Source organism: Aeromonas sp. QDB62 (genome assembly GCF_027705695.1).
Lineage (GTDB): Bacteria > Pseudomonadota > Gammaproteobacteria > Enterobacterales > Aeromonadaceae > Aeromonas > Aeromonas allosaccharophila.
The window spans coordinates 1-23,387 of the sequence record NZ_JAPDCD010000054.1 but is presented as its reverse complement, the minus strand read 5'-3'; the positions used below and the strand labels follow the sequence as shown (position 1 = coordinate 23,387).

The window sequence follows — 23,387 nt, the reverse complement described above, 5'->3', positions numbered from 1 at the left end:
GGTATTAGCTGGTCAAGGATGGCGATCATACCTCAGAAGCCGCGCCACGCCTCGCTCATATGAGGGGATGGTTAAGGGCCGTGATAGCGGGCGAATTGATTTGCGCGAACGTCCGATTACGCCTGGCGGCTAATCGAACCTACAGGCTGGCTATACGGAGTTTGTTCAGAAAGGTGGGTTTCCTAATTTAAGCCTATCTTCTTTGACATATTGTAGCCAGAAATGGCAAAGCCAACATCTTGATACAGTTTTAACGCTCTTTGATTATGGTACGCCACTCGTAATTTAATTTGCTCAATCCCAATTGATGCTAATTTTGATTCAAACGCAGAAATTGCCAATTTCCCATAACCGTTATTGCGACGATTTGAGAAAATGAAGAAGTCATAAATAAACGTGGATTTATCATCGGCGTTAATCGAATGCCACAAATAACCAACTAGTTCTGAATCTGATTCGATGCACAATAATTCATGCTTATCGCTTTCCAAGCCATTAGGAAAGCTGCGAAGAAGCTCCTGATTGGCTAACTCTATCGCTCTATCTATTGAGTGGCCATAATTATCAGCTATCTCACGGCTGTAATCATCAATAAAATAATCGCAATATGCTGGATATTCACTTGAGATCATGGGTCTGAGCTTAATCATGTCTAATCCTTTAAAACGAGATAATGCCATATTAATGGGTGAGCTACGCCGCCACCTAACCTAAACCATTGCACCGTAAACACGAAACCCAACCTTACACCGAAAATGCCAAGTGTTGCGAATCATTCTGAAATGCTTTGCTATGTTGGCGTGAATTTTTCGAAACATACTATCGATAAAAGAGCGATAAAAAAGGACATCCATCCTGGCCGTGCTGGCGATACAACGGCTTTCTCAGGAAAGTGGGTGTCCTAATGTTACGGCTGTCTCCGTGAGTCAGCGGCGGCCTGTCAGGGTGGCCGTTATAGCGGGAGAATTGATTGACGCGAACGTCCGATTAAGCCTTGCGGCTAATCGAACCTACGGGCTACCCGTGTTCATGGCTGCGATTTATCTATCCAAAACTCATATTCTATATTGTGTATTTTCTCGGTTCTGGTTAATGAACTAAGTAATAGTTGTATGGCATAATTATGCTTATCTAAGGAGCTACACACTTGTGGCCCCATGTAAGCAATGATTTTGTTTTTCTGGATCGGATAGTGAGTAGATTCAAGGCTTTTAATGTTTGAACATGTTTTTATATATAACAAACATGCCATGGCTCCTGACCACATTGAATAGAGTTTGTGATGAGCTTGGTTTAGTTGATTGACAACAGCCAAGTCAATGCTATTTAGCTCACTGCTGTTTAAAGTGTTGTATGTGCCGATCAAGTAGCTACGGAGTGTAAGACCCTCACCCACTTCTTTATCCAATTCATTGTTCAATTCACCCAAATACTCAGTTAGCTGGGTTTCTTGAAGACTCACTAAGTGCTGCCGATGTTGGGCCATTTGCAAGTATATTTGCACGCATAATACAGACAACGTTAACAGAGTTAAAATGGGTGTGTAAACTCCACCAATATACCCTCCCAAATCAGACCACTCTTCCGGTTTTTCCCAAAAGCCGATACCAAATTGAAATGCATAAGTAGCTACTGGAGCAATCAGGATAAAGAAAACTATGGCAAATAGAATCTTTCGGAACACTCATAACTCCAGATAGGCATTAACGCCATGTTAAGGTTTAAGCACCGTAATGCCGATGCCATGGCAAACTGTCTCGTTCACTAAGCGTTACAGATAGTAAAAGTGGTTTGCTAACTCTATTTTCCATTAAAGAAAATACACTTCTGGAGTGGCAATGGAAAGTGCCACTCACCCTCAGCTTCTTGAATTACACAGGAGTGTGAGTGAGGTGACATCCCATACGGCATGCTGGCCAATATGCCGAACGGCAGCGGGTCAGGGGCCCTGGTTAACAGAAATGGTATGGATAAATAACCCGTGGCGGGGCAACGCCCCGGGTTATCAGTGGGTAGGGGAGGGTCAGGCTGGCTGGTGGAGGGTGATGCAGTGAATGCCGCCGCCACCGGCGGCCACCGGATCGATATTGATCTGCACGATTTGGCGGCCGGGGTAGAGCCTGGCCAGCAGATCATGGCAGTAGCGGTCGGCGGCCTTGTCGCCAAACTCGGGGGCGATCACCGCACCATTGATCGGCAGATAGTTGATATAACCGGCGGCAAAGTCGCGGCTGCGGCTAAAGCGGTTATCCCGCACATCGAGCGGGGGCGGCAACATATGCAGCTCCAGCTTGTTGCCGTCCGCATCGGTGGCCTGCTTGAGGATGGCCAGATGCTGGCGGGTCACCTCGTAGTCGTGAGATTCCGGATCGTTGTCCAGATTGACCACCACCACCCCGGGGCGCACAAAGCGGGCGTAGAAGTCGACGTGGGCATCTGTGATGTCCTTGCCCTTGATACCCGGCAGCCAGATGATTTTGCGCAGCCCCAGATTGGCTTTCAGCTCCGCCTCCAGTTGCGCCTTGCTCACCCCCGGGTTGCGGTTGCTGTTGAGCCAGCAGCTCTCGGTCATGATGGCGGTGCCGTTGCCATCCACCTTGATGCCGCCCCCCTCGCCAGTCAGCGTGCTCTGCAGATAGTGAGCATCCGCCTGCTTGCTGACCAGCTCGGCGACGCCCGCATCCTGTTCGTACTCCTGCTTGTCACCCCAGCCGTTAAAGTTGAAATCCACCAGCCCCAGCTCCCCTTCGCCGTTCTGAACGAAGACGCCGCCGGTATCGCGCAGCCAGATATCGTCCAGCTCGGCGACGATAAAGCGGGTGTTCTGCTCGCCACAGAGCTTGCGGGCCAGCGCCTCCTCCTCTTCGCGGCAGAGCACGCTCACCTTGGTGTAAGGGGTCATGGCTTGAACCAGCCGCCCGATGGTGGTCTGCACCTCCTTGTAGTCGCGACCCCAGATATCGGCACTGGCGGCAAAGGCGACCCAGACCTGCGCCTGAGGAGCGGCTTCATCGGGCATATGGAATTGCTTGCCGCTGGTGTTGGCAGCATCCTCATCGGCATTGCCGCTGGCCGCGTACACCTTGCCCGGCAGGTTGCTGAGCCCGGCCAGCACGCCGATGGCCGCCAGCTGTTTCAATACGTTGCGTCGGGATGGCATGGAAAACTCCTTGAATGAGGGCGCTCTTTGCTGTCGCTGATTGACCGGAAGTGACAAGCGCTGTTAATCGAATTGCGTTGAGTAATAGACTATCCGTGGCCGTGGCGGCGAACAAACGATCGATTTTCCGTAAAAGTGATAAGTGGAGCTAATCAATGGTGTTCAAGCAGTGGCCCCCGCTCAACGTGCTGCGGGGCTTTGAGGCGGCGGCCAGACTCGGTAGTTTTCATCAGGCGGCGCAGGAGCTGCACCTGACCCAGTCCGCCATCAGCCAGCAGATCCGCTCGCTGGAGGAGCTACTCGGCCAGCCGCTGTTTCACCGGCAGGGGCGCTCGGTCGCGCTGACCGATGCGGGGCAGGATCTGCTGGAGACCACCCAGAGCGTGCTGTTGCAGCTGGCGATGGGGATCCAGCGGTTGGAGCAGTACCGCAAACCGAACCAGCTGGTGCTCAACACCAGCACCGCCATCGCCCGCCACTGGCTGCTGCCGCGATTGGGGGAGTTTCATCGCCAGCATCCCGATATCGATCTCTGGCTGTTTACCAGCGACGAAGAGCCCGACATGGCCGAGCAGACCATTGATCTCACCCTGCGCTGGGATCTCGCGCCGCAGGCCGAGTGTCGCCATCAGCACCTGCTGGCAGATCGCTTGCTGCCGGTGGCTACCGCAACCGTGTTGTCACGGCCCGCGGAGGAGCGCACCACCCTGCATGGCGAGCGGGAGCTGGATTGGCATCACTGGACGCTGAGAGGGGGAGAGGATCTGCACCTGCAGACCCGGGGACTCAACTTCTCCGATCCCGGCCTGCTGCTGGAGGCGGCCAGCGCCGGACTCGGTGTGGCGCTGGTGAGCGAACTGCTCTCCCGTCCCGCTCGTCAGCAGGGGTTGCTGTTGCCGCTCTCCACCCGTCGGGTCAAGGGGCCGCAGTGGGATCTGCTGGTGCATCAGGAGAGCGAGGGGATGCCGGAGTGCCGCGCCTTCTATCACTGGCTCGGCCAGCAATTTGCCGACGGTGAACCGGACCGGGAAGATGACGGGCTTGCCACCCTCTGAGGCAGGTCACTGAATCGGGATAGCCATTCTGGCTAAGTTGTGTGCTAGGTGACGTAGGCTCGATGTCGTCTGAAAAATTGGGTGGGATGGGTTTCTGTCAGATGGGTTGGCACTGCCCGCTATGCCTCCAATGAGGCCTTCATGATGAGAAGAGGCAATTTTCAATAATCTGACCAGATATCTTTCGCCACAGATCACATAAATACACAGCCTCTCTGTCACCGGGTCCTGTATCCGCCAAAATAGGTAGAGTCCCATATCATCACGCTGACAATGGAGGTTGGTGTGTATGGCAATTTATATCTCGAAGTTACTGGAATTGCAGGGGCGTCTCTACGAGGCTGAGCAAGACTATGACCTCCTGTGCAAAATATTTGATGAGTTGAGATCTCTGTTCAATGCATCCGCTGCTAGCGTGGTATTGGCCCCCAGACAAACCCCTGAAGATGCCATCGTCTGGACCAAAAGCTATTCTCGCTCTGATCTGGCCTTTTATTTTGAACGCATGGCTGATGATGTTTTTCTCAACACCTATATGCAGCACATGCTGGTTGGCAAGGCGGCCATCGTTGATCAACTCTTGAACTTTGAGCGCATCGACAATCCAGTGTTCAAGGAAGAGATGGTGCCGCGTTTTCAAGCTCGTTATGCCCTGTGCATTCTGGTTCCTCTGAGTACCCGGGACGAGTTTGCGATCACCCTCCATCGGGATAAGACTCAACCCCCTTTCACTCCGGCTGAGCAACAGATGTTGCAATGGCTCTCCAACGGACTTGGCTGCTGGGCCAGAAGTTATCGTCGACGTCAGAGGTTCAATGAGGAACGTATACTACTGACGGCACTGCTGGAGCGTGATAATCGCCCACGCGCTGTAGTGGATCAATATGGGCATCTACAATTGACCAATCGCGCCATGCAGCAGGCGCTAGGTGAATATCACATCACACAGAACCCTGTTGACCATCAACTGGTCATCCCTTCTCGCTGGCGACCTCTTTGGCGGGAATCGTTGAGCCGTGGAACTGAAGGGCGTCTTGTTCTGTCTCTGTCAGAGTCTCATCAGGTGATCCTCGAATGGACTCCACTGCCAGAGCCCAGCGGATGGTTTGAATTGATGTTGATTGATCCTCGATGGGAGCATGAACGGCACCTGCAACGTATGGAGCTACTTTATTGTTTGACCAAGAGCGAACAGGATGTACTTACCCTGCTCTCGCGTGGTCTGACCGGAGCAGAGGTCGCTCGCCTTCGAGGGGTCTCTTTAGAGACTGTAAAAAGCCAAATAAAAACACTGTTGCATAAAACCGACACTAATAATCAAAACGATCTACTTAACTTGCTGTTCAATATATCTCATTAAGCACACCGCTATTTTCTCTCCCCTCACACGCAACCGCTCCCCCGATAGGGGGATGCGGTTTGTTCACCAGGCGCCTATAACCAACACAGTCGTTAAAGCGGCCTATCAAGTATTACAAGGGGTCTGTCGATGTATCTGCCATGGATGACAGCAAGCAATATAAAAAGTCAGGGACTGGGGGACGTATGAAACTTTTTACTAAATCATGGCTGGCAGCAAGCATCATTACCGCGCTTGCCGGTTGTGGTGGCGGAGACAGTAGTAGTGACAGTACAACGCCACCAGAGACTAAAACCACGCTTCAGATAAGAGCAATTGATGGTGTGTTACAGGGTGCTCTGGTGTGGGTCGATCTTAATGGAAATAGCCTGCGTGATGCAGCAGAGCCTTTCGCCAAGTCAGATAGCGAGGGGAGAGCTCTGTTCACTCTTGAGCCAGGCCAATTGAGCGCCAATGTGTATGTGGAAACCATTCTCGGTGAAACAGTAGATCTGGAACGGGGACCGGTTGACACCGCCTTTACTATGATTGCTCCTGCAGGCTCAGGCAGCAGTGGTACAGTAAGAATCGTATCGCCTCTGACCACGTTACTGTATCTCGAAACACTGAAATATAACGACCCGGTACAGGCTCGGGAGGTGCTGGCCCAGAGGCTTGGTATTTCCTCGACCATGCTGGATGCAGACTTTGTCGCATTGGGAGATGGTCGGGCACTGTTTATTGCCAAAGTGATCGCCGATGCCCTGCCAGCCTCATTGCCTGCAGAGGCAGACAAACAGGATGTCCTGCTTTTGGCGCTGAACAATAAAACCGGTGAAGCTACAGCTATTTACGACAAATTGACGGATGAACAAATCACTGTTCAGGGCAATCCCACCCTGAAGAGTGAAATCGACTACAACACTCATAAGGCAACATTCACCATCGAGTTTTCCACCCGTAAAACTGAGGGCGGTGTCGAGGTAAGCCAGGGGACCAAATATTACTGGGATAAAAATGCCAACGATTATGAGAGATACAATGGTAAGCCACTGATCGCTACCACATGGAGCCTGGAGACCACACGTAAAGCTGACGGAACTATCGAGCGCTATGCCAAATGGGAACATGACTTTAACAAAGATGGCGAGCGAAACTTCAAGGGGCAATCGCTGAGTGTGGGGAATGACACCAAGTGGGTGGAATATTTTGACGAGGACACCAACTGCAAAGAGCTGAATGAATATCAGTGCAATGATCCCACCCGGATAAATGAAGGGCGAGACTTGCGAACTGAGTTCGCAGCACAGGATTACAGCACTATCGATTTTGTTCAGATGTGGACGAAAACTGGCAATGCCACAGGCCACGACATCGAGATGATTGAGTACAAAACCGATGCCCCGACTCGTAACTGGTTCAAGCTGGACAATCCGGGACAACCCGGTTTCCGCCGGTTGGAGCATTACGTTAAAGACTCTGATGGTGTACGTACCACATATGAGAATGATTGGAACGCTGATGGCACCATCAATCAGCGAGAGTCACTGCTCAGCCGCCAAAATGGCACGACACGTTATGAGTCTGGCAAAATTGTCTGGGCCAACCCTCTTGATGACTCGTTCGAAGAGTATGCTGATTACAACTTCCACACTGGCACTCGTTTACCTTACTGGTACGAAACTGTAGTCGAACATGTCCCCTTGGGAGATGGGCTGCAACAGTTAACCACCGAAGGGAAGCGCTATTTGCTGGATGAGGAGAAACAGCTGCGCAAGATCGATGATACGCACCCGGATGGCTACCTGTTTCACCAGTACAAAGCAAAACAAAAAGAAGTTTCTTCCGACGAGCATCAGATCCATGTTACCTGGCAGCACATTGCGCTGGATGGATATGACTTCAACCGTGACGATATTGGTCAGGAGTTCAAGGTCATGCGTCGTCACAAAGTTGATGGGGATGCAATGAAAGGGTGGTGGATAGGGCATAACTTTGCCGAGTGGGGTAGCCAAGAGGTGCTCGATCTCCCAGGTAAAGTTCTCGCGCTGCTGGCACAAGGTAAGAGTTTTGCACAAATTACTGCTGCTGAGCTGCCCGGATTGGGGGTTTATGACCAAGTTGCGCTGTCTGGTCCTCTGTTTACCACCGGGTTCAAAGGCTACCTGGTGACAAACGACGGCTGGCTTGGTGCCTCTGGCAAACAAAAAATGACAGTGAATGGTCAGCGTGTCGGCACACAGGACCTGTTGTTACAACAGGCGGGTGGCATGGCTTCTCTGGTACTCCTGAAAGGAATAGGTTCGGAACCCTGTGCCTGGTGGACCTGCTGGGAGCAACGTATTACTTCGCTTGACAGTGTTGACCCGGTGAAAGGGATCATGACATTTCGCCGCTGGAGTGACACGGATCCACTCACAACACTGTACCTGCGTGAAGTCGATGCTGATGTAGCCATGGCCCCTTGAATTGCCAAGGAGGCGATATAAACGATGTGGCAACGGGGCTCGCGAGGGCCCCGTTATGCATGTGTTACGGACTACATCTCTGGCGCTGTGGTTGCCACCCTCTGAGGCAGGTCACTGAATCTGCGGGGAGGGCGTGGTTAAATGACGGCTTATCTTTTTGCCGGATATTGCTGTGACCATGCCATCTGACCTTCAGCCGCTGCTCTCTTGGCCTGACTATCTGCAGGCATCCTGGCTGCGCTGCGCCCACCAGACCAGTGCCACCCTCTGGCATCCGCCCCACAGCGCCAAGGGGCAGACTTTGCAGAGCCTGCGCCAGCGCAAGCGCGACCTGCTCACCACCGGCGAGATGGCGCTCGAGGATCTCTACGAATTCATGGAGGGGCGCCCCTGCGCCCTGCTGCTCACCGACGAGAGCGGCTGCCTGCTGGCACAGACCGGTCACCCCGACACCCTGCGCGAGCTGGCGGCGCTGGGGTTTGGCCCCGGCGCCTTCTTCAGCGAGGGTCGCATCGGCACCAATGCCATCAATCTGGCGGCGCTGGAGGGAGTGCCGCTCTGCGTCAGTGGCCCCCAGCACTTCAACCAGACCCTGCACCCGTGGCACAGTTGCGCCAGTCCGGTTTACAACAGCAATGGCCGTCAGGTCGCTATCATCGCCTTGATCTGCAAGGTGGAGGAGGCGAGCGCCGGCGATCTGGCGCTCACCGTCAGCGCCGGGCGCGAGCTGGCCCATCTGCTGCAGATGGAGACCCTGATGCAGGAGTCCCAGCACCACCTGAGCGAGCTCTACGCCCTGCTCGATGGCATGGATGACGGCGTACTGGCCTGGGATCCGCAGGGGCGGCTGCGTTACCTCAACGCGCTGGCGGCCCAACGGCTGCGGCTCGATCCGGCGCTCTGTCTCGGTCAGCCGCTGGAGCAGCACCTGCTGTTGCCCCAGCGGTTGCAGCTGGCCATCAGGGGGCAGACGCCGCTCAGCCATGTGGAGGTGACGCTGGAGCGGCTCGGCGCGCAGGAGGGGGAGTTTATCAATGCGCTGGTGAGCCTCAAGCCGTTGCCGGGGCCGGAGGGGGTCAGCTTTATCGCCCTGCTGCACCCGGTCGATCGGCTGCGGGCCATCCATCAGCTGCGCCAGACGGTGCCCGAGTTGTCGGCACTGGTGGGGGAGTCGAGCGCCATGCGCAAGCTGCTGCGCTACGCCCGGCAGGCGGCCCAGAGTCAGGGGCCGATCCTGCTGCGCGGCGAGGAGGAGGTGGGCAAGGCCCAGCTGGCGGAGGCGATCCATTTTGGCAGCGAGCGGGCCGCCGGGCCGCTCATTACCCTCAACTGCAAGGCGCTGCCGAGCGAGCGGATGGCGCTGGAGCTGATGGGCTCCGACGAGGCGGGGCAGGAGCGGGCGGGCAAGTTCGAGCTGGCCCACGGTGGCACGTTAGTGCTGGAGCAGGTGGAGTGCCTCTCCGCCCCCATGCAGGCGGCGCTGCTGCAACTGCTCAAGACCGGCCGCATCCAGCGCTTCGATTCGGCCCGTATCCTGCCGCTCAAGGTGCGGATCATCGCCACCAGCAGCGCCCCGCTGGAGCAGCTGGTGCAGGAGGGGCTGTTTGGCCGCCAGCTGCTCTATGCCTTGCAGGCGTGCGAGCTGTGGCTGCCGGGATTGCGGGAGCGCGCGGCCGATCTGCCGGGCCTGATCAGCCAGCAGCTGGCGGCGCAGGGGCGCGAGCCGGTGCGCCAGTTCAGTCCGGCGGCCCTCGATTGTCTGCTCGCCTATCCCTGGCCCGGCAATCTGGGGGAGCTGCGCAGCGCCGTCGAGCATGCGCTGCTTCACGCCGGTCAGGGGCCGATCCCGCCGGAGGCGCTGCCCGCTGCCATTCGGCACGGCTATCAGCGGGTGGCGGACGAGGTGGTGGGGCAACCGCTGCTCACGCTGGCGGAGCTGGAGCGGCAAGCCATCTTGCGCTGCGCTCACGCCTGCAAGGGGCAGGTGAGCCAGATGGCCCAACATCTTGGCATCAGTCGCACTACCCTGTGGCGGCGACTGAAACTGCTTGAGATCGATCCCGCCGACTATCACGGCTGACGGTTATTCAGGCCGTTGCGAACCGGCCCGCTGAAAATGAAACGGCCCCGCAGTTGCGGGGCCGTGTTATATGGCAAGGTCAGCAGTGGCGCGATTACAGCCCCAACTGGTGGGCGGTGACGATGGCCGCCAGCACATCCTCGGCGGTGACCTTGAACGGCATGTTGTGAATGGTTTCGCCCTCGGCGGTGGAGGCTTTGGCCACATCCATCAGGCGCGCCATATCCAGCTCCTTGACCCCCATCATATGCAGGTTGGTCGGCAGACCGATCGAGCGGCAGAAACCCAGCACTGTCTCGATCTCCGCCATCGGCGCGTTCTCCAGCACCAGCTGCACCAGGGTACCGAACGCCACTTTCTCACCGTGGTAGAGGTGGTGACACTCGGCGAGCTGGGTCAGACCATTGTGGATGGCGTGGGCGGCGGCCAGCCCGCTGCTCTCGAAGCCGATACCGCTCAGGTAGGTGTTGGCCTCGATGATGTTCTCCACCGCCTTGGTGCAGAGCCCCTGTTCCACCGCCAGCTTGGCCTTGTAGCCATCGGCCAGCAGGGTCTTGTAGCAGAGCTCGGCGATGGCCTGCGCCGCCAGCGTGGAGGCACCACCGGCCATGGTCTGGCAACCGGACACCTTGTTGGCACGGGCCTCGAAGTAGGTGGAGAGTGCATCCCCCATGCCGGAGACCAAGAGCCGCACCGGAGCGCGGGAGATCACGCCGGTATCCATGATGACCATGTTGGGGTTGGTCGGGATCATCAGGTATTCGCTGAACTGCCCTTCCGGGGTGTAGATGACCGCCAGCGCACTGGTGGGGGCATCGGTGGAGGCGATTGTGGGCACTATGACCACCGGCACTTTCTGGTAGAAGGCGACCGACTTGGCGGTATCCAGCGTCTTGCCGCCGCCGATGCCGATGATGACGTCAAACTGGGTCTGGTTGCAGCGGGCCAGCAGGCGGTCGATCTCGGGGCGGGAGCACTCGCCGTTGAAGCAGTCGAACTCCGGCTTGATGCCTGCGCCGTGGAAGCTGGTGGCCACGGTATCGCCCACCAGCTTGGTGACGAAGGCGTCGGCCAGAATGAGCGGCTTGCTGCCGAGCGCTTTAACGTAGTTGCCGATATTGGCGAGGGCCCCGTTGCCTTGCACGTATTTGCTGGGGCTGATGATAATGCGGTCCATATTCTTTCCCTCTCTCTAGTTCATAAGACTTCTTTTGAAACTAACAGGGGCGAAGGGGCGGCAGTGCCGGGGACTCCTTCGTCTTCTTTTACTTGCACGAAAGTGGAGCTGCACAGGCTCAGCGAGCGAGTGCAGCCCCTTGAAACAGTGGCGTGCGGCGTCAGTCGCCGAAACGCTCGTCGGCCAGTTGCTGGAAGCAGGTCAATGCGGCGGTGGCATCTTCCCCACGCGCCAGCAGGGTGAGCGTGTCGCCCTGACGCACGTTGAGCATGGCGAGCCGGGTCAGGCTGCGGGGGTTGGCCTCTTTGTCCCCCTTTTGCAGCTTGAGTTCCGCGGCAAAGGGTTTGAGGGCGGCCACCAGTCGGGCGGCGGGGCGCACATGCAGGCCGTGGGGATTGTCTACTACCACTTCGCAGCGCAGCCAGCCGTCGTCAGCAACAGGGGCCCTCTCCGTGGCGGCCTGCGCCGGGCTGGCGGGCAGCATCGCCTGTTTCGGGCCAAGGGCACCGAGCGCCTCGGCGGCCACCTCATCCAGCGTCAGGCCGGAACCGGCTGCCACCACGGCGGCAAGGGTGCCCTCGACTAAGGGGGCCGGGCAGAGCCGTACCCGGGCGCTCAGCTCGGGAGGCAGCAGTTCGAGGGCGGTTTCGGCGCTGAGCAGGGCGCTGCCCAAGTCCATCAGTACCAGCACGCCGTTGCCATCGTCCGCTTCTTCAATCGCACTCATCACCGCGATGGCATCGGTGCCGATGGGGTGGTCGGGGTCATCGACCCCGGCCGCCAGCAGCAACTTGACCGGGCTGCCCAGCTGGTCGGCCAGCGCTTTCAATCCGGCCGCCAGCATGGCGCTGTGAGAGACAACTACGATTCCGATCATGTCACAACCTCGCTCTGTCACGCAGGGCGGTCAGCAGCAGCAGGGTCGAGGTGGCCCCGGCATCCTGATGGCCGATGCTGCGCTCGCCAAGATAGCTGGCGCGCCCCTTGCGGGCCTGCATCTGGATGGTGGCCTCGGTACCGGCTGCTGCGGCCGCTACAGCCTTGTCCAGCGCATCGTTGAGGGGCAGCTCTTGCTGCTGCGCCTGTTGCAGGGCCGCCAGTGCTGGCCACCAGGCGTCGCACATGGTCTTGTCGCCCGGCTCGGCGCGGCCGCGGGAGACGATCCCCTCAACCCCGTCGCTCAGCATTTTGCACAGCTGGCTGAGGCTCAGGCTTTGGCAGGCATCGGTGCTGGCCGCCGCCCGGATAAAGAAGGTGCCGTAGAGCGGGCCGCTGGCGCCACCGACCGAGGAGAGCAAGGTCATGCCGGTGGTTTTCAGCACCTGACCGATATCCTTGTCCGCCACTGCAGGCAGCTTCTCGGCCACCTTGGCAAAGCCGCGCTGCATGTTGAGGCCGTGGTCGCCGTCGCCGATGTCGGTATCCAGCGCGGTGAGGTAGTCACGCTGCTCGGTAAAGATGTGTTCGCAGTCGAGCAGCCAGTTGACGATGTGATGCTTGCTTAACATGGGTTCTCCTTAGCAGCCGCGACGCAGGGCGGGGGTGTGAACGGGGGCATCCCACAGGGTCATCAGCTCATCATCCACCTTGAGCAGGGTGATGGATATGCCGGTCATGTCGAGGGAGGTGCAGTAGGGGCCAATCAGGTTGCGCACCAGATGGATGCCTGCCTCTTCGCACAGGGTAGCGAGGCGACCATAGACGCCATAGAGCTCGGAGATGGGAGTACCGCCGAGGCTGTTGACCAGCGCGATGACCCGATCGCCCTTGTTGAGCGGTTCGATAAAGGTGTGCTCTTCCTGCCAGCTGCCGGAGGCTCTGTCCCAGTGGCGCAGGGTGCGCCCATAGGGGGTGTTGTCCGCCAGCTCGCTGAACATGTCATCCACCAGGGTATTGAGGTCGGTGAAGGGGCGGCGCTCGATGCCGGGCTCACCGTGGATGCCCACGCCAAACTCCATCTCGTTATCGGCCAGGGTGAAGGAGGGCTTGCCAGCGGCAGGCACGGTGCAGGCATGCATGGCGACGCCAATGGTGCGGCTCTGGTTGTTGATGCGGCGGGCCAGCGCTTCGCAGCGGGCCAGGTCATAGCCCGCCTCGGCTGCTGCCCCCACCAGTTTCTCGCATAGCACGGTAGTGGCTACGCCACGGCGGCCGGCGGTGTAGAGGCTGTCTTTGACCGCCACGTCGTCATCGATCAGCGAGAAGCCGACCTTGACGCCGTCTCCGTGCAGCAGCTCGACTGCGGTCTCGAAGTTGAGCACGTCGCCGGTGTAGTTCTTCACCAGAAACAGCACGCCCGCGCCGCCATCAACGGCCTGACCGCACTCGTACATCTGATCCGGGGTCGGGGAGGTAAAAATCTCGCCGGGGCAGGCGCCATCCAGCATCCCTTTGCCCACCAGACCGCCGTGCATCGGCTCGTGGCCGCTGCCACCGCCGGAGACCAGCGCGACCTTGCCCATCACGGGGGAGTCGGCGCGGGTGATGTAGTGGGGTTCGATACGTACCTTGAGCTCGGGGTGGGCGGCTGCCATCCCCATCAGTTGTTCACGGACCACAGCATCGACGGCATTGATCAGTTTCTTCATGGCTCACTCCTTGGCTTGCCACCGCACGGGTGGGCAAATGGTTGATGGAGCCAGTCTAACGACAGAAAAAAGGATAAAAATGACGGTCGGTTTGGTTCGGATTTGAAACAGCTGAAGGGAGGTTGGTGTTTCAATTTGAAACGACGCGGGGCAAACGGGCGGGAAACTGTTAGCGGCCTCACAGCCATGAAAAAGGGCCCCGCAGGGCCCTTCGCTATAACCGGAATATACGGGCAGGTTAGATGGCCCAGCCACCGGCATAGAAGATCACCAGCGCCAGAGCGATGATGACGGTGCCGACGTTCAGCTTCTTCCACTCGGCAGCGAAGATGCGACCAACGACCAGTGCCACGAAGCCCAGCATGATGCCGGTCACGATGTTGCAGGTCAGCACGATGAAGACGGCGCACAGCATGCCAGCGAGGGCATCGACCGAGTCGCTGAAGTCCAGCTTGGTGACGTTACCCAGCATCAGCAGACCGACGTACATCAGGGCCGGTGCGGTGGCGTAAGCCGGTACCAGATAGCTCAGCGGGGAGAGGAAGATCATCAGCAGGAACAGCACGCCGACCAGCGCAGCGGTCAGTCCGGTCTTGCCACCGGCTGCGGTGCCTGCGGCGGATTCGATGTAGACGGCCGCCGGAGCACCACCCACCACGCCAGCCACCATGCTGCTGACGGAGTCGGCAGTCAGTGCCTTGCCGCCGCTGATGATGTGGCCACGTTCGTTGATAAGGCCCGCCTGACCGGCCACGGCACGGATGGTGCCGGTGGCGTCAAACACGGCGGTCATCACCAGCGCCAGCACGGTCGGGATCACCACCGGATTGAGGGCGCCCAGCAGATCCATGCTGCCTACCAGCGAACCTTTTTCACCAGTCAGGCTCGGCATGGCGAAGAAGCCCTGCCAGGTCACTTTCGGGTCGAAGATAAGGCCGAGGATGGAGATGGCGATGATCACCATCAGGATGCCGCCCGGCACCTTGCGACGCTCCAGACCGAAGATGGCGGCCAGACCCAGCACTGTCATGATGACCGGGAAGGAGGTCACTTCACCCAGTTGAACCGGCAGACCGGCCCCTTCGTTCTTGATCACCATGCCGACGCCGTTGGTGGCGATCAGTAGCAGGAACAGACCGATACCTATGCCGGTACCGTGGGCGATGCCGGAGGGGAGGTTATCCAGGATCCACTGGCGCACGCCGGTGACGCTGATCAGGGTAAACAGCACACCCATCAGGAAGATGGCGCCCAGCGCGACCGGAATGCTCAGTCCCTGACCCAGTACCAGACTGAACGCGGTAAAGGCGGTGAGGGAGATGGCGCAACCGATGGCCATTGGCAGCTTGGCCCACAGGCCCATCAGCAGGGAGCCGAAGGCGGCGATCAAACAGGTTGCCACGAAGACGGGGCCCTGCTCAAAACCGGCAGCACCCAGCATGTTCGGCACCACTATGATGCTGTAGACCATGGCCAGGAAGGTGGTCAAACCGGCCAACAGCTCCTGGCGCACACTACTGCCGCGCGCAGAAATGGAAAAATAAGAGTCCAAAAAGCCGCCCTGTGCTCGATTGGCGGCCATATCTTGCTTTGCCATAACTTATCCTGAAAGTGTGAAGGAAATCGTTTGCTTTTGTGGCGCGCAAAATAGCAAGAATTCGCGGCAAATACAGCGGATAACCTGACTTTTTCGTCACTATTTTACATTTTGAGCTCACTTGGAACTCTTTGTCAGACTCAAGCGGTGAGAGTGGTGTAAGGAAGGGATCAAATGGTTGGTCGGTGGGAGAACAGTGAGGAAAAAAACGGGGAACAACAAAAAACCCGCCTAGGCGGGTTTTTTTAATTCTTGCAGAGCTGTCAGCGATTGGCGTGAGCCATCAGCGGCATGCTCAGGCTTGAATTACAGACCAACTACGTTGGCAGCAGCCGGGCCTTTCTGGCCTTGCTCGATGGTGAACTCAACGCGCTGACCTTCGTCCAGGGTTTTGAAGCTGGTGGACTGGATAGCGGAGAAGTGTACGAACACGTCTTTGCTGCCGTCAGCCGGGGAGATGAAACCAAAACCTTTCTCAGCGTTGAAGAACTTAACGGTACCAGTCATTTTGTTAGACATAATAATTTCCTTAAATAGTGTTGAATGCCACCTAAATGGCAATTTTTGATTTTTCGTCAGCAATACGTATGGGGAGCACTAAAGAAGGAGAATTATTTGATAAGAATTATCCTAGGATAACGCTTATGCTAATCACTGCTTTACTAAAATGACTGCCTAACATAATCAGGTCTGAACTGCCGAACCATCGAGAAAGATTAAAACACGCTCTCATTTTTAAAGCAAACTTTATCTCGATATTAATGTTTTGTAACAACCGAAAATCTCATCTTTTATAGTAAACATGATGTATTTCAACTGCATAGCGAAATCAGCAAGGATTCGCCTTACCCTGTAGAAACCCGAGTTTGGCTTTTTTGTCCTGACTATGTAGCCAGTTCTGGCAAAAAATATGAAAAAAACGAAAGGGTGGCGATGGCTGGGGCGTCAGTTTGCTTGGGTGTCGAGCCCGTCATGCCAAGCAACCATTTGACGCCGGGATGAACGCCAGAGCAGTGAACCAGTTAACAAGAGCAAATCGGATTCATCGTGCGCGGGCCAGAAATGCAAACGCCCGCTGGCATCTAGTGCGAGCGGGCGTTTTGGAAGCTGGGGGTCAGCGCTTGCTGCGAAACTTGTTGCTGACCGAGTCGATCCAGCTGAAGGTTTCTGGCAGTACCTGATTTTTGGCGCGTTCTTTGGCTTTCTCGCGGGCCAGCTTGGAGGCTACCTTGGCCGCTTCGGCGCGGTCGGCCACAATCTTCAGGCGACCCTCTTCGCGGATCTTGTTCCGCTCTCCGTTGGTCAGCTGGTGGTCTGCATTGGCTTGTGCCTTTTGCAATAACAAGGCTATCTCGGCTTTTTCAGCCTCGGTCAGATCTTTCATTTCCAGCTTTTTCACGGCGCGCTCCTGCGGCAGGGGGGTTAGATACCCTAACACAGTTGTGCCGATCACTTCTTATGCAATCGGCATTTAGGCCGCAAAAATGCGGGTTTGTGCCAGATCTCCGTTATTTCGCTGCCACTTTCCCGCCTGTTTGCCACATTTCAGTTTATGGCGAGTGGGGATGGCACTCCTTGCTCCTCCGGCTCGACGTGGATCAGCACAATGGCGTGGGGCAGTTGTTGCATGATGGCGTGTTCGATGCGATCACAAATGTCGTGGGCTTCGCCGATGCTCATCTGCGGGGGCAGAGTGAGGTGAAAGTCGATATGGCGGCGACGACCGGCACGACGACTGCGCAGATCGTGAAAACCGCTGGCGGCGGGACAGCACTCGGTGATGATGCGGCTGGTCATCGCCAGCTCTTCCGGGCTCATGCTCTGGTCGATCAGCGGCTGGAAGGCCTCGTTGAGCATGCTGATCGCCTCTCTGACAATAAAGATGGCGACGGCAATGGCGACCAGCGGGTCGAGGATGGCGAGGGAGTGACCGAACAGACCGGCTAGCCAGATGCCGCCAAGACCGGCGGCCACCCCGGCGGAGGTGAGCACGTCAGCCTTGAGATGGAGCGCATCGGCGGCCAACGCGACCGACTCCTCCTCTCTGGCGACCTTATATAGGTAAGCCGATACCCCGCTGTTGACCAGCGCCGAGATCACCATCACCAGTACGCCCCAGCCAATGCTCTCGATGGGGCTGGGAGAGATTAGCTTGTCGACGGCTTCGAAGATGATCCAGCCTGCGGCCAGCAAGATAAGCAGTGCTTCGATGACGCCGGAGACATTTTCAATCTTGTCGTGGCCATAGGGGTGACGCTCATCGGGCGGGAGATCGGATTTTTTTACTGCGAACAGGGCGATCAGGGCGGCGACCAGATCCATCGCGGAGTGGATGGCCTCCGAGATGATACTGACCGAGCCACTGGCGAAACCGGCTACGACCTTCATGATAATCAGACTGATATTGGAGCAGACCGACACCATGGCGGCTCTGGTTTTTCTGTTCATGTCACAGCTTCCTGAATAAAAACGGATATTTCGGTGCGGCGCGCATTATATCTGGCTGACCGGAAATAACCTATTCGGTGTTGTAACCTGATGTTTCTGGTGATATTGCGAATGCTTATGAAAATGGTGGTTGCTTGAACGGCAATAAATAATGGGCGGAGTTTATATTTATCCGTAAAAATATCTCGAAAGTGATGCATTAATATAAGCGTGACAACATTTAATAATGCGAATTACTCTTTTTTGGTCTTTCCTGTCGAGGTTGTGTGGCGTCAGTGTTCCGGGGGCTGAGCACTGCATTTTTTGGGCGAGAATGAGGCTGGATCCGGATGCCGCTGGAGGGTATGCTGGGTCTGGTGATGGTCTTGCACCATCCCACCAAGCGTACTGAAGTTGATGATTCGGATGGCATGCTGGCTCCCATGAGGAACCAACTGTCTGGGTAACATTTTTGGAGTTTGATGATGAGTAACAAAGAACATCACAACGGCAAAGATGCCAAGAAAAAACCGCAGATGTCACTGAAAGAGAAACGCGAAGCCAAACGTCAGAAAGCAGATCTGAAAAACGGCAGCGCAATGAAGTAACGCTCCTTTACTGCTGTTCCTTCGGAGCCAGTACAAAGCCAGCCTGTAATGGGCTGGCTTTTATGTTTCCGGGTTCGGGGCTGTCGTCTTGAACTGATGAATGTCTAGGGCTTGGCGCCGTACAGCTCGAAAATTCGCTGATAACTGCCATCCTTTTTCATTGCCTCGAGACGATCGTTGAACAACTTGAGGGCATCAGCCGAGCGAAAGGCGAAGTGATAGACAGTGGGTGGGAAGAGGTCCGCTTGCCTGACCTGGTTGCGCTCGTAGCGTTCGCCAGCCTGCGCCGTGGCGATCAGTTGGTCCAGATAGTAGTAGAACACCCGCTCCTCCAGTACGACTGCATCCACCCTGCCGCGCATCAGCTGGTGCACCTGTCCCTGCTGCTTGGCCACCTCCTCATAGTGGGGATTCTGGTTGGCCATGGTGGCAAACTCGCCCCCCAGAATGATCCTTGCCCGTTGAAAGGCGGTGACTCGTTTTGAATGCAGATCGTCCAGGGTACTGATATGGGTAGTGCGCAGGCTGAAGATCCGGTTATGGAAGGTAATGACGGGGCGGGTCAGAAAGAGGGTATCAACCATGCCGCGTCTGACGTTGATAATGGCATCCAGCTTGCCTGACTCGAACAGGCGGAAGGTGCGCTCCAGCGGCAGATATTCAAAGCTGGGATCATAGCCGCTACCGGCGAACGCCTCTTTCAACAGATCCAGCTCGATGCCGCGGTTATCGCCTTCGATGACATAAGGAGGGATGGCAAAGCTGACTCCTACCTTGAGCGGTTGTGCCAGTAGTTGTTCGGGGAGAAAAATCGCCAGCAATAGCAGCATCCGGGCAATCGGTTTCATCGCACCTTTCATCAAGTGCTCCTGTGGCGCCGGTTCATGGCTGAATATGGGCCGTCACTAATAGAATACTCTTCCCTGCTGGTAGAGGTGCTCGGCTTGAATTTAAAAGACCCTGTTTTATCAGGGTCTTTTTAATATGTCTGTTCTTAGAAGGGGATATCGTCGTCGAAATCCATCGGCGGCTCGTTATATACCGGCGGTGCAGATTGTGGCTGCTGGGCAGGACGGCCATAACCGCCTTGCGGCTGCATGATTTGCTGCGGAGCCGGCGCCGGGCGCTGCTGGTTCATCGGCTGCTGGGCAGGCATGCTCTGCTGCGGCTGACCCCAGTTACCCTGGGATTGGCCACCCATGTTCTGGCCCATGCCCTGACCGCCTTGCGGACGGCCACCCAGCATCTGCATCACGCCAGTGAAGCTGTCGACCAGCACTTCAGTGGTATAGCGCTCCTGGCCGCTCTGATCTTGCCATTTGCGGGTTTGCAGTTTGCCTTCGACATAGACTTGGGAGCCCTTCTTCAGGTACTCGCCAGCCACTTCGGCCAGTTTGCCCATGAAGACAACGCGGTGCCATTCGGTACGCTCTTTCTGCTCACCGGTCTGCTTGTCGCGCCAGGTTTCAGAGGTAGCCAGAGTAATGTTGGTCACAGCACCGCCACTCGGCATGTAGCGTACTTCCGGGTCTTGCCCGAGGTTACCGATCAGAATGACTTTATTGATGCCTCGACTGGCCATAATCTCTCTTCCACCTTTATATTCCGGCCAGACTGAAAGCCTGGGCCAACCAAATGAGTTACCGCGCTTTTATCTTTCCCCATGTTGTTATCATATTGAACAACATAGTTTTTCTATATCCGTTGCAGCAATCAGGCTGATGTTTATCCATTACCTGGCTCACGTTTAGCCCCCAATAGTAACAGTTGATCACTCCGCGGGCGAGCGGTTGCTGGCATGGATTGAGGGTGGGGCCCCCTGCTTGGTCAGGGGATGACGGCGCTGTTGTTCATCGTGAAAAAGGATGATGGCGATAGATAATGCCTGTCTATTCATCCAGTAGTCTCTATGCCATACTGACTCGCTCAGGTTTCTGTATCGAGCGTGCAACAAGATGGAAAAGATCGTGGTCCGGGGTGCTCGCACCCATAACCTCAAGAACATCAATCTGACCCTGCCCCGCGACAAGCTGATCGTGGTCACCGGCCTCTCAGGTTCGGGCAAATCCTCTCTGGCGTTCGATACCCTCTATGCAGAGGGGCAGCGCCGCTATGTGGAGTCCCTCTCCGCCTATGCCCGCCAGTTCCTCTCCCTGATGGAGAAGCCGGACGTCGACCATATCGAGGGACTCTCGCCCGCCATTTCCATCGAGCAGAAGTCCACCTCCCACAACCCGCGCTCGACTGTCGGCACCATCACCGAAATCTACGACTACCTGCGTCTGCTGTTTGCCCGGGTCGGTGAGCCTCGTTGCCCGACTCATGCCATTCCACTCGCCGCCCAGACCATCAGCCAGATGGTGGATCAGGTGCTGGCCCAGCCACAGGGGAGCAAGTTGATGCTGCTGGCTCCGGTGGTGCGCGATCGCAAGGGGGAACACGCCAAGCTGCTGGAGAATCTGGCAGCGCAGGGCTACATCCGTGCCCGCATCGACGGCGAGGTGTGCGATCTCTCCGACCCGCCCGCGCTGGAACTGCACAAGAAGCACACCATCGAGGTGGTGGTGGATCGCTTCAAGGTGCGCGATGACCTGGCACTGCGGCTGGCCGAGTCGTTCGAGACGGCGCTGACCCTCTCCGGTGGCATCGTGCAGGTCGTGCCGATGGATGGAGAGGAGGGGGTTGCCCCCATGACCTTCTCCGCCAACTTCGCCTGCCCGGAGTGCGGCTACTCCATGTCGGAGCTGGAGCCGCGCATCTTCTCCTTCAACAACCCGGCCGGTGCCTGCCCGACTTGTGACGGCCTCGGGGTGCAGCAATATTTCGACCCGGCCAAGGTGATCGGCGATCCTGCCATCAGCCTGGCCAACGGCGCCATCCGCGGCTGGGACAAGCGCAGCTTCTATTACTTCCAGATGCTGAAATCCCTCTCCGATCACTACAAGTTCGATCTGGATACGCCGTGGGAAGATCTTCCGCCGAAGACCCAGGAGGTGATCCTGCGTGGTTCCGGCCGCACCGAGATCGAGTTCCGTTATATGAACGATCGCGGCGATGTAGTGGTGCGCAAGCACCCGTTCGAGGGGATCCTGCACAACATGGAGCGGCGCTATCGGGAAACCGAGTCCAACTCGGTGCGCGAAGAGCTATCCAAATACATCGCCAACAAATCCTGTACCAGCTGCGGTGGCAGCCGACTGCGGGAAGAGGCGCGTCATGTCTTCGTCGACAACCGCAACCTGCCCGCCATCGCCGAGCAGTCTATCGGTGATGCGCTCGCCTTCTTTGAAGGGTTGAACCTGACCGGCCAGCGCGCCCAGATTGCCGAGAAGATCCTGAAAGAGATCGTTGAACGACTCGGCTTCCTGGTGAACGTCGGCCTCAACTACCTGAGCCTGTCGCGTAGCGCAGAGACCCTCTCCGGTGGTGAAGCCCAGCGCATTCGGCTGGCGAGTCAGATCGGTGCCGGTCTGGTAGGGGTCATGTATGTGCTGGATGAACCTTCCATCGGCCTGCACCAGCGCGACAATGAGCGGTTGCTCAAGACCCTCACTCATCTGCGCGATCTTGGTAACACGGTGATCGTGGTGGAGCACGATGAGGATGCCATTCGCCTCGCCGACCATGTGCTCGATATCGGCCCGGGCGCTGGCGTGCACGGTGGCGAAATTGTTGCGCAGGGCACCCCCCAGCAGATCATCGACAATCCGGAGTCGCTGACCGGTGACTATCTCTCTGGCCGCAAGCAGATCGCCATCCCGGCCGAGCGCACGCCGCTCACAGGCAAGTGGTTGAAACTCAAGGGGGCGAGCGGCAACAATTTGCGTAACGTCAACCTGGATCTGCCGATCGGGGTGATGACCTGCGTCACCGGCGTCTCCGGCTCCGGCAAGTCCACCCTGATCAACGACACCCTGTTCCGTATCGCCCACCGTGAACTGAACAAGGCGACCGAGTCTACGCCTGCGCCCTATCGCAGCGTCGAGGGGCTGGAGCATCTGGACAAGGTGGTGGACATCGATCAGAGCCCCATCGGTCGTACGCCGCGCTCCAACCCGGCCACCTATACCGGCCTGTTTACCCCGATCCGCGAACTGCTCTCCGGCACCCAGGAGGCTCGCTCGCGCGGTTACCAGCCGGGCCGTTTCTCCTTCAACGTCAAGGGCGGTCGCTGCGAGGCGTGTCAGGGGGATGGGGTCATCAAGGTGGAGATGCACTTCCTGCCGGATGTCTACGTGCCTTGCGACGTCTGCAAGGGCAAGCGCTATAACCGCGAGACCCTGGAGGTGAAATACAAGGGCAAGAACATCCACGAGATCCTCGACATGACTGTGGAAGATGCCCGCGAGTTCTTCGATCCGGTGCCGGCAGTGGCGCGCAAGTTGCAGACCCTGATGGATGTGGGCCTCTCTTACATTCGCCTTGGTCAGTCAGCGACCACTCTCTCTGGCGGCGAGGCGCAGCGTGTCAAGCTGGCGCGGGAGCTCTCCAAGCGGGATACCGGTCAGACCCTCTATATTCTGGACGAGCCGACCACCGGGTTGCACTTCCACGACATCCAGCAACTGCTCAAGGTACTGCACCAGTTGCGGGATCGCGGTAATACCATCGTCATCATCGAGCACAACCTGGACGTGGTGAAAACTGCCGACTGGATCGTCGATCTGGGGCCGGAGGGGGGGGCCGGTGGCGGCCGAATTCTGGTGACGGGGACGCCAGAAGAGATATGCGGCCATAAAGAGTCTCATACAGCACGTTTTTTGCGACCGCTATTGACCAGATAAACCGTTATAATCGGGGGGCCTTTGGCCCTAATGCCAGTCAGTTAAGCCTGACTGGCATTGTTTTTATTGGCTTTTTTCACACTATACCTCTGGGGCCTTGGCTT

Annotated in this window: 19 protein-coding genes; 6 read left to right on the top strand and 13 right to left on the bottom strand. The window is 57.2% G+C overall.

Going from position 1 to position 23,387, the window contains the following annotated elements; translation table 11 throughout:
- Nucleotides 1-182 precede the first annotated feature (182 nt).
- The 3 genes from OKC27_RS20255 to OKC27_RS20245 all read right to left on the bottom strand — a co-directional run bounded on the left by OKC27_RS20255 (nt 183) and on the right by OKC27_RS20245 (nt 3,160).
- Nucleotides 183-650 (bottom strand): GNAT family N-acetyltransferase, encoded by a 468-nt coding sequence (locus tag OKC27_RS20255; RefSeq protein ID WP_234603996.1) that lies wholly within the window; start codon nt 648-650, stop codon nt 183-185.
- Between the two features lie 377 nt (nt 651-1,027).
- Nucleotides 1,028-1,684: a hypothetical protein gene (locus tag OKC27_RS20250; protein ID WP_234603994.1), complete on the bottom strand. Its 657-nt coding sequence runs from the start codon at nt 1,682-1,684 to the stop codon at nt 1,028-1,030.
- Between the two features lie 339 nt (nt 1,685-2,023).
- Nucleotides 2,024-3,160: an agmatine deiminase family protein gene (locus tag OKC27_RS20245; protein ID WP_270692461.1), complete on the bottom strand. Its 1,137-nt coding sequence runs from the start codon at nt 3,158-3,160 to the stop codon at nt 2,024-2,026.
- Between the two features lie 155 nt (nt 3,161-3,315).
- Between OKC27_RS20245 and OKC27_RS20240 the strand changes: the two genes are divergently transcribed.
- The 4 genes from OKC27_RS20240 to dhaR all read left to right on the top strand — a co-directional run bounded on the left by OKC27_RS20240 (nt 3,316) and on the right by dhaR (nt 10,102).
- Entirely contained in the window at nt 3,316-4,215 is a 900-nt protein-coding gene (locus OKC27_RS20240; RefSeq protein ID WP_042062198.1) for a LysR family transcriptional regulator, read from the top strand.
- A 289-nt stretch (nt 4,216-4,504) separates the two neighbouring features.
- Nucleotides 4,505-5,575 carry a LuxR C-terminal-related transcriptional regulator gene (locus OKC27_RS20235; RefSeq protein ID WP_197070601.1) on the top strand — a complete coding sequence of 357 codons (1,071 nt, stop codon included), beginning with the start codon at nt 4,505-4,507 and terminating at the stop codon, nt 5,573-5,575.
- A gap of 140 nt (nt 5,576-5,715) precedes the next feature.
- A complete protein-coding gene (locus OKC27_RS20230; protein WP_042063483.1) occupies nt 5,716-8,022 on the top strand; it encodes a hypothetical protein in 2,307 nt (768 codons plus the stop codon).
- Between the two features lie 178 nt (nt 8,023-8,200).
- Nucleotides 8,201-10,102: a dihydroxyacetone kinase operon transcriptional regulator DhaR gene (gene dhaR, locus OKC27_RS20225; RefSeq protein WP_182938346.1), complete on the top strand. Its 1,902-nt coding sequence runs from the start codon at nt 8,201-8,203 to the stop codon at nt 10,100-10,102.
- A gap of 94 nt (nt 10,103-10,196) precedes the next feature.
- Here the strand turns inward: dhaR and OKC27_RS20220 are convergent, their stop codons facing one another.
- The 8 genes from OKC27_RS20220 to OKC27_RS20185 form a co-directional block, all read right to left on the bottom strand.
- Nucleotides 10,197-11,279, bottom strand: a complete 1,083-nt coding sequence (locus OKC27_RS20220; RefSeq protein ID WP_042063484.1) for a glycerol dehydrogenase — start codon at nt 11,277-11,279, stop codon at nt 10,197-10,199.
- A 160-nt stretch (nt 11,280-11,439) separates the two neighbouring features.
- On the bottom strand, nt 11,440-12,156 hold the full coding sequence (gene dhaM, locus OKC27_RS20215) for a dihydroxyacetone kinase phosphoryl donor subunit DhaM (protein ID WP_042063485.1): 717 nt from the start codon (nt 12,154-12,156) through the stop codon (nt 11,440-11,442).
- Between the two features lies 1 nt (nt 12,157).
- The gene (dhaL, locus tag OKC27_RS20210; RefSeq protein ID WP_042063486.1) at nt 12,158-12,787 is read right to left on the bottom strand and encodes a dihydroxyacetone kinase subunit DhaL; all 630 of its coding nucleotides are present in this window, start codon (nt 12,785-12,787) and stop codon (nt 12,158-12,160) included.
- 9 nt (nt 12,788-12,796) lie between these two features.
- Nucleotides 12,797-13,867 carry a dihydroxyacetone kinase subunit DhaK gene (gene dhaK / locus OKC27_RS20205; RefSeq protein ID WP_182938344.1) on the bottom strand — a complete coding sequence of 357 codons (1,071 nt, stop codon included), beginning with the start codon at nt 13,865-13,867 and terminating at the stop codon, nt 12,797-12,799.
- 238 nt (nt 13,868-14,105) lie between these two features.
- On the bottom strand, nt 14,106-15,464 hold the full coding sequence (locus tag OKC27_RS20200; protein ID WP_269475275.1) for an NCS2 family permease: 1,359 nt from the start codon (nt 15,462-15,464) through the stop codon (nt 14,106-14,108).
- Between the two features lie 306 nt (nt 15,465-15,770).
- Nucleotides 15,771-15,983 (bottom strand): transcription antiterminator/RNA stability regulator CspE, encoded by a 213-nt coding sequence (gene cspE, locus OKC27_RS20195; protein WP_005316548.1) that lies wholly within the window; start codon nt 15,981-15,983, stop codon nt 15,771-15,773.
- Between the two features lie 595 nt (nt 15,984-16,578).
- On the bottom strand, nt 16,579-16,863 hold the full coding sequence (gene yjbD, locus OKC27_RS20190; protein ID WP_042063489.1) for a DUF3811 domain-containing protein: 285 nt from the start codon (nt 16,861-16,863) through the stop codon (nt 16,579-16,581).
- A 146-nt stretch (nt 16,864-17,009) separates the two neighbouring features.
- Nucleotides 17,010-17,912 carry a cation diffusion facilitator family transporter gene (locus tag OKC27_RS20185; protein ID WP_139710703.1) on the bottom strand — a complete coding sequence of 301 codons (903 nt, stop codon included), beginning with the start codon at nt 17,910-17,912 and terminating at the stop codon, nt 17,010-17,012.
- Between the two features lie 464 nt (nt 17,913-18,376).
- On the opposite strand from OKC27_RS20185, the gene OKC27_RS20180 reads away from it, so the two are divergent.
- Nucleotides 18,377-18,499: a hypothetical protein gene (locus tag OKC27_RS20180; RefSeq protein ID WP_111809286.1), complete on the top strand. Its 123-nt coding sequence runs from the start codon at nt 18,377-18,379 to the stop codon at nt 18,497-18,499.
- 104 nt (nt 18,500-18,603) lie between these two features.
- On the opposite strand, the gene OKC27_RS20175 is transcribed toward OKC27_RS20180, so the two are convergent.
- The gene (locus tag OKC27_RS20175) at nt 18,604-19,359 is read right to left on the bottom strand and encodes a substrate-binding periplasmic protein (protein ID WP_232093578.1); all 756 of its coding nucleotides are present in this window, start codon (nt 19,357-19,359) and stop codon (nt 18,604-18,606) included.
- 134 nt (nt 19,360-19,493) lie between these two features.
- Nucleotides 19,494-20,081 (bottom strand): single-stranded DNA-binding protein, encoded by a 588-nt coding sequence (locus OKC27_RS20170; RefSeq protein WP_270694182.1) that lies wholly within the window; start codon nt 20,079-20,081, stop codon nt 19,494-19,496.
- Between the two features lie 373 nt (nt 20,082-20,454).
- Between OKC27_RS20170 and uvrA the strand changes: the two genes are divergently transcribed.
- Nucleotides 20,455-23,283, top strand: a complete 2,829-nt coding sequence (gene uvrA / locus OKC27_RS20165) for an excinuclease ABC subunit UvrA (protein ID WP_270694180.1) — start codon at nt 20,455-20,457, stop codon at nt 23,281-23,283.
- Nucleotides 23,284-23,387 lie beyond the last annotated feature (104 nt).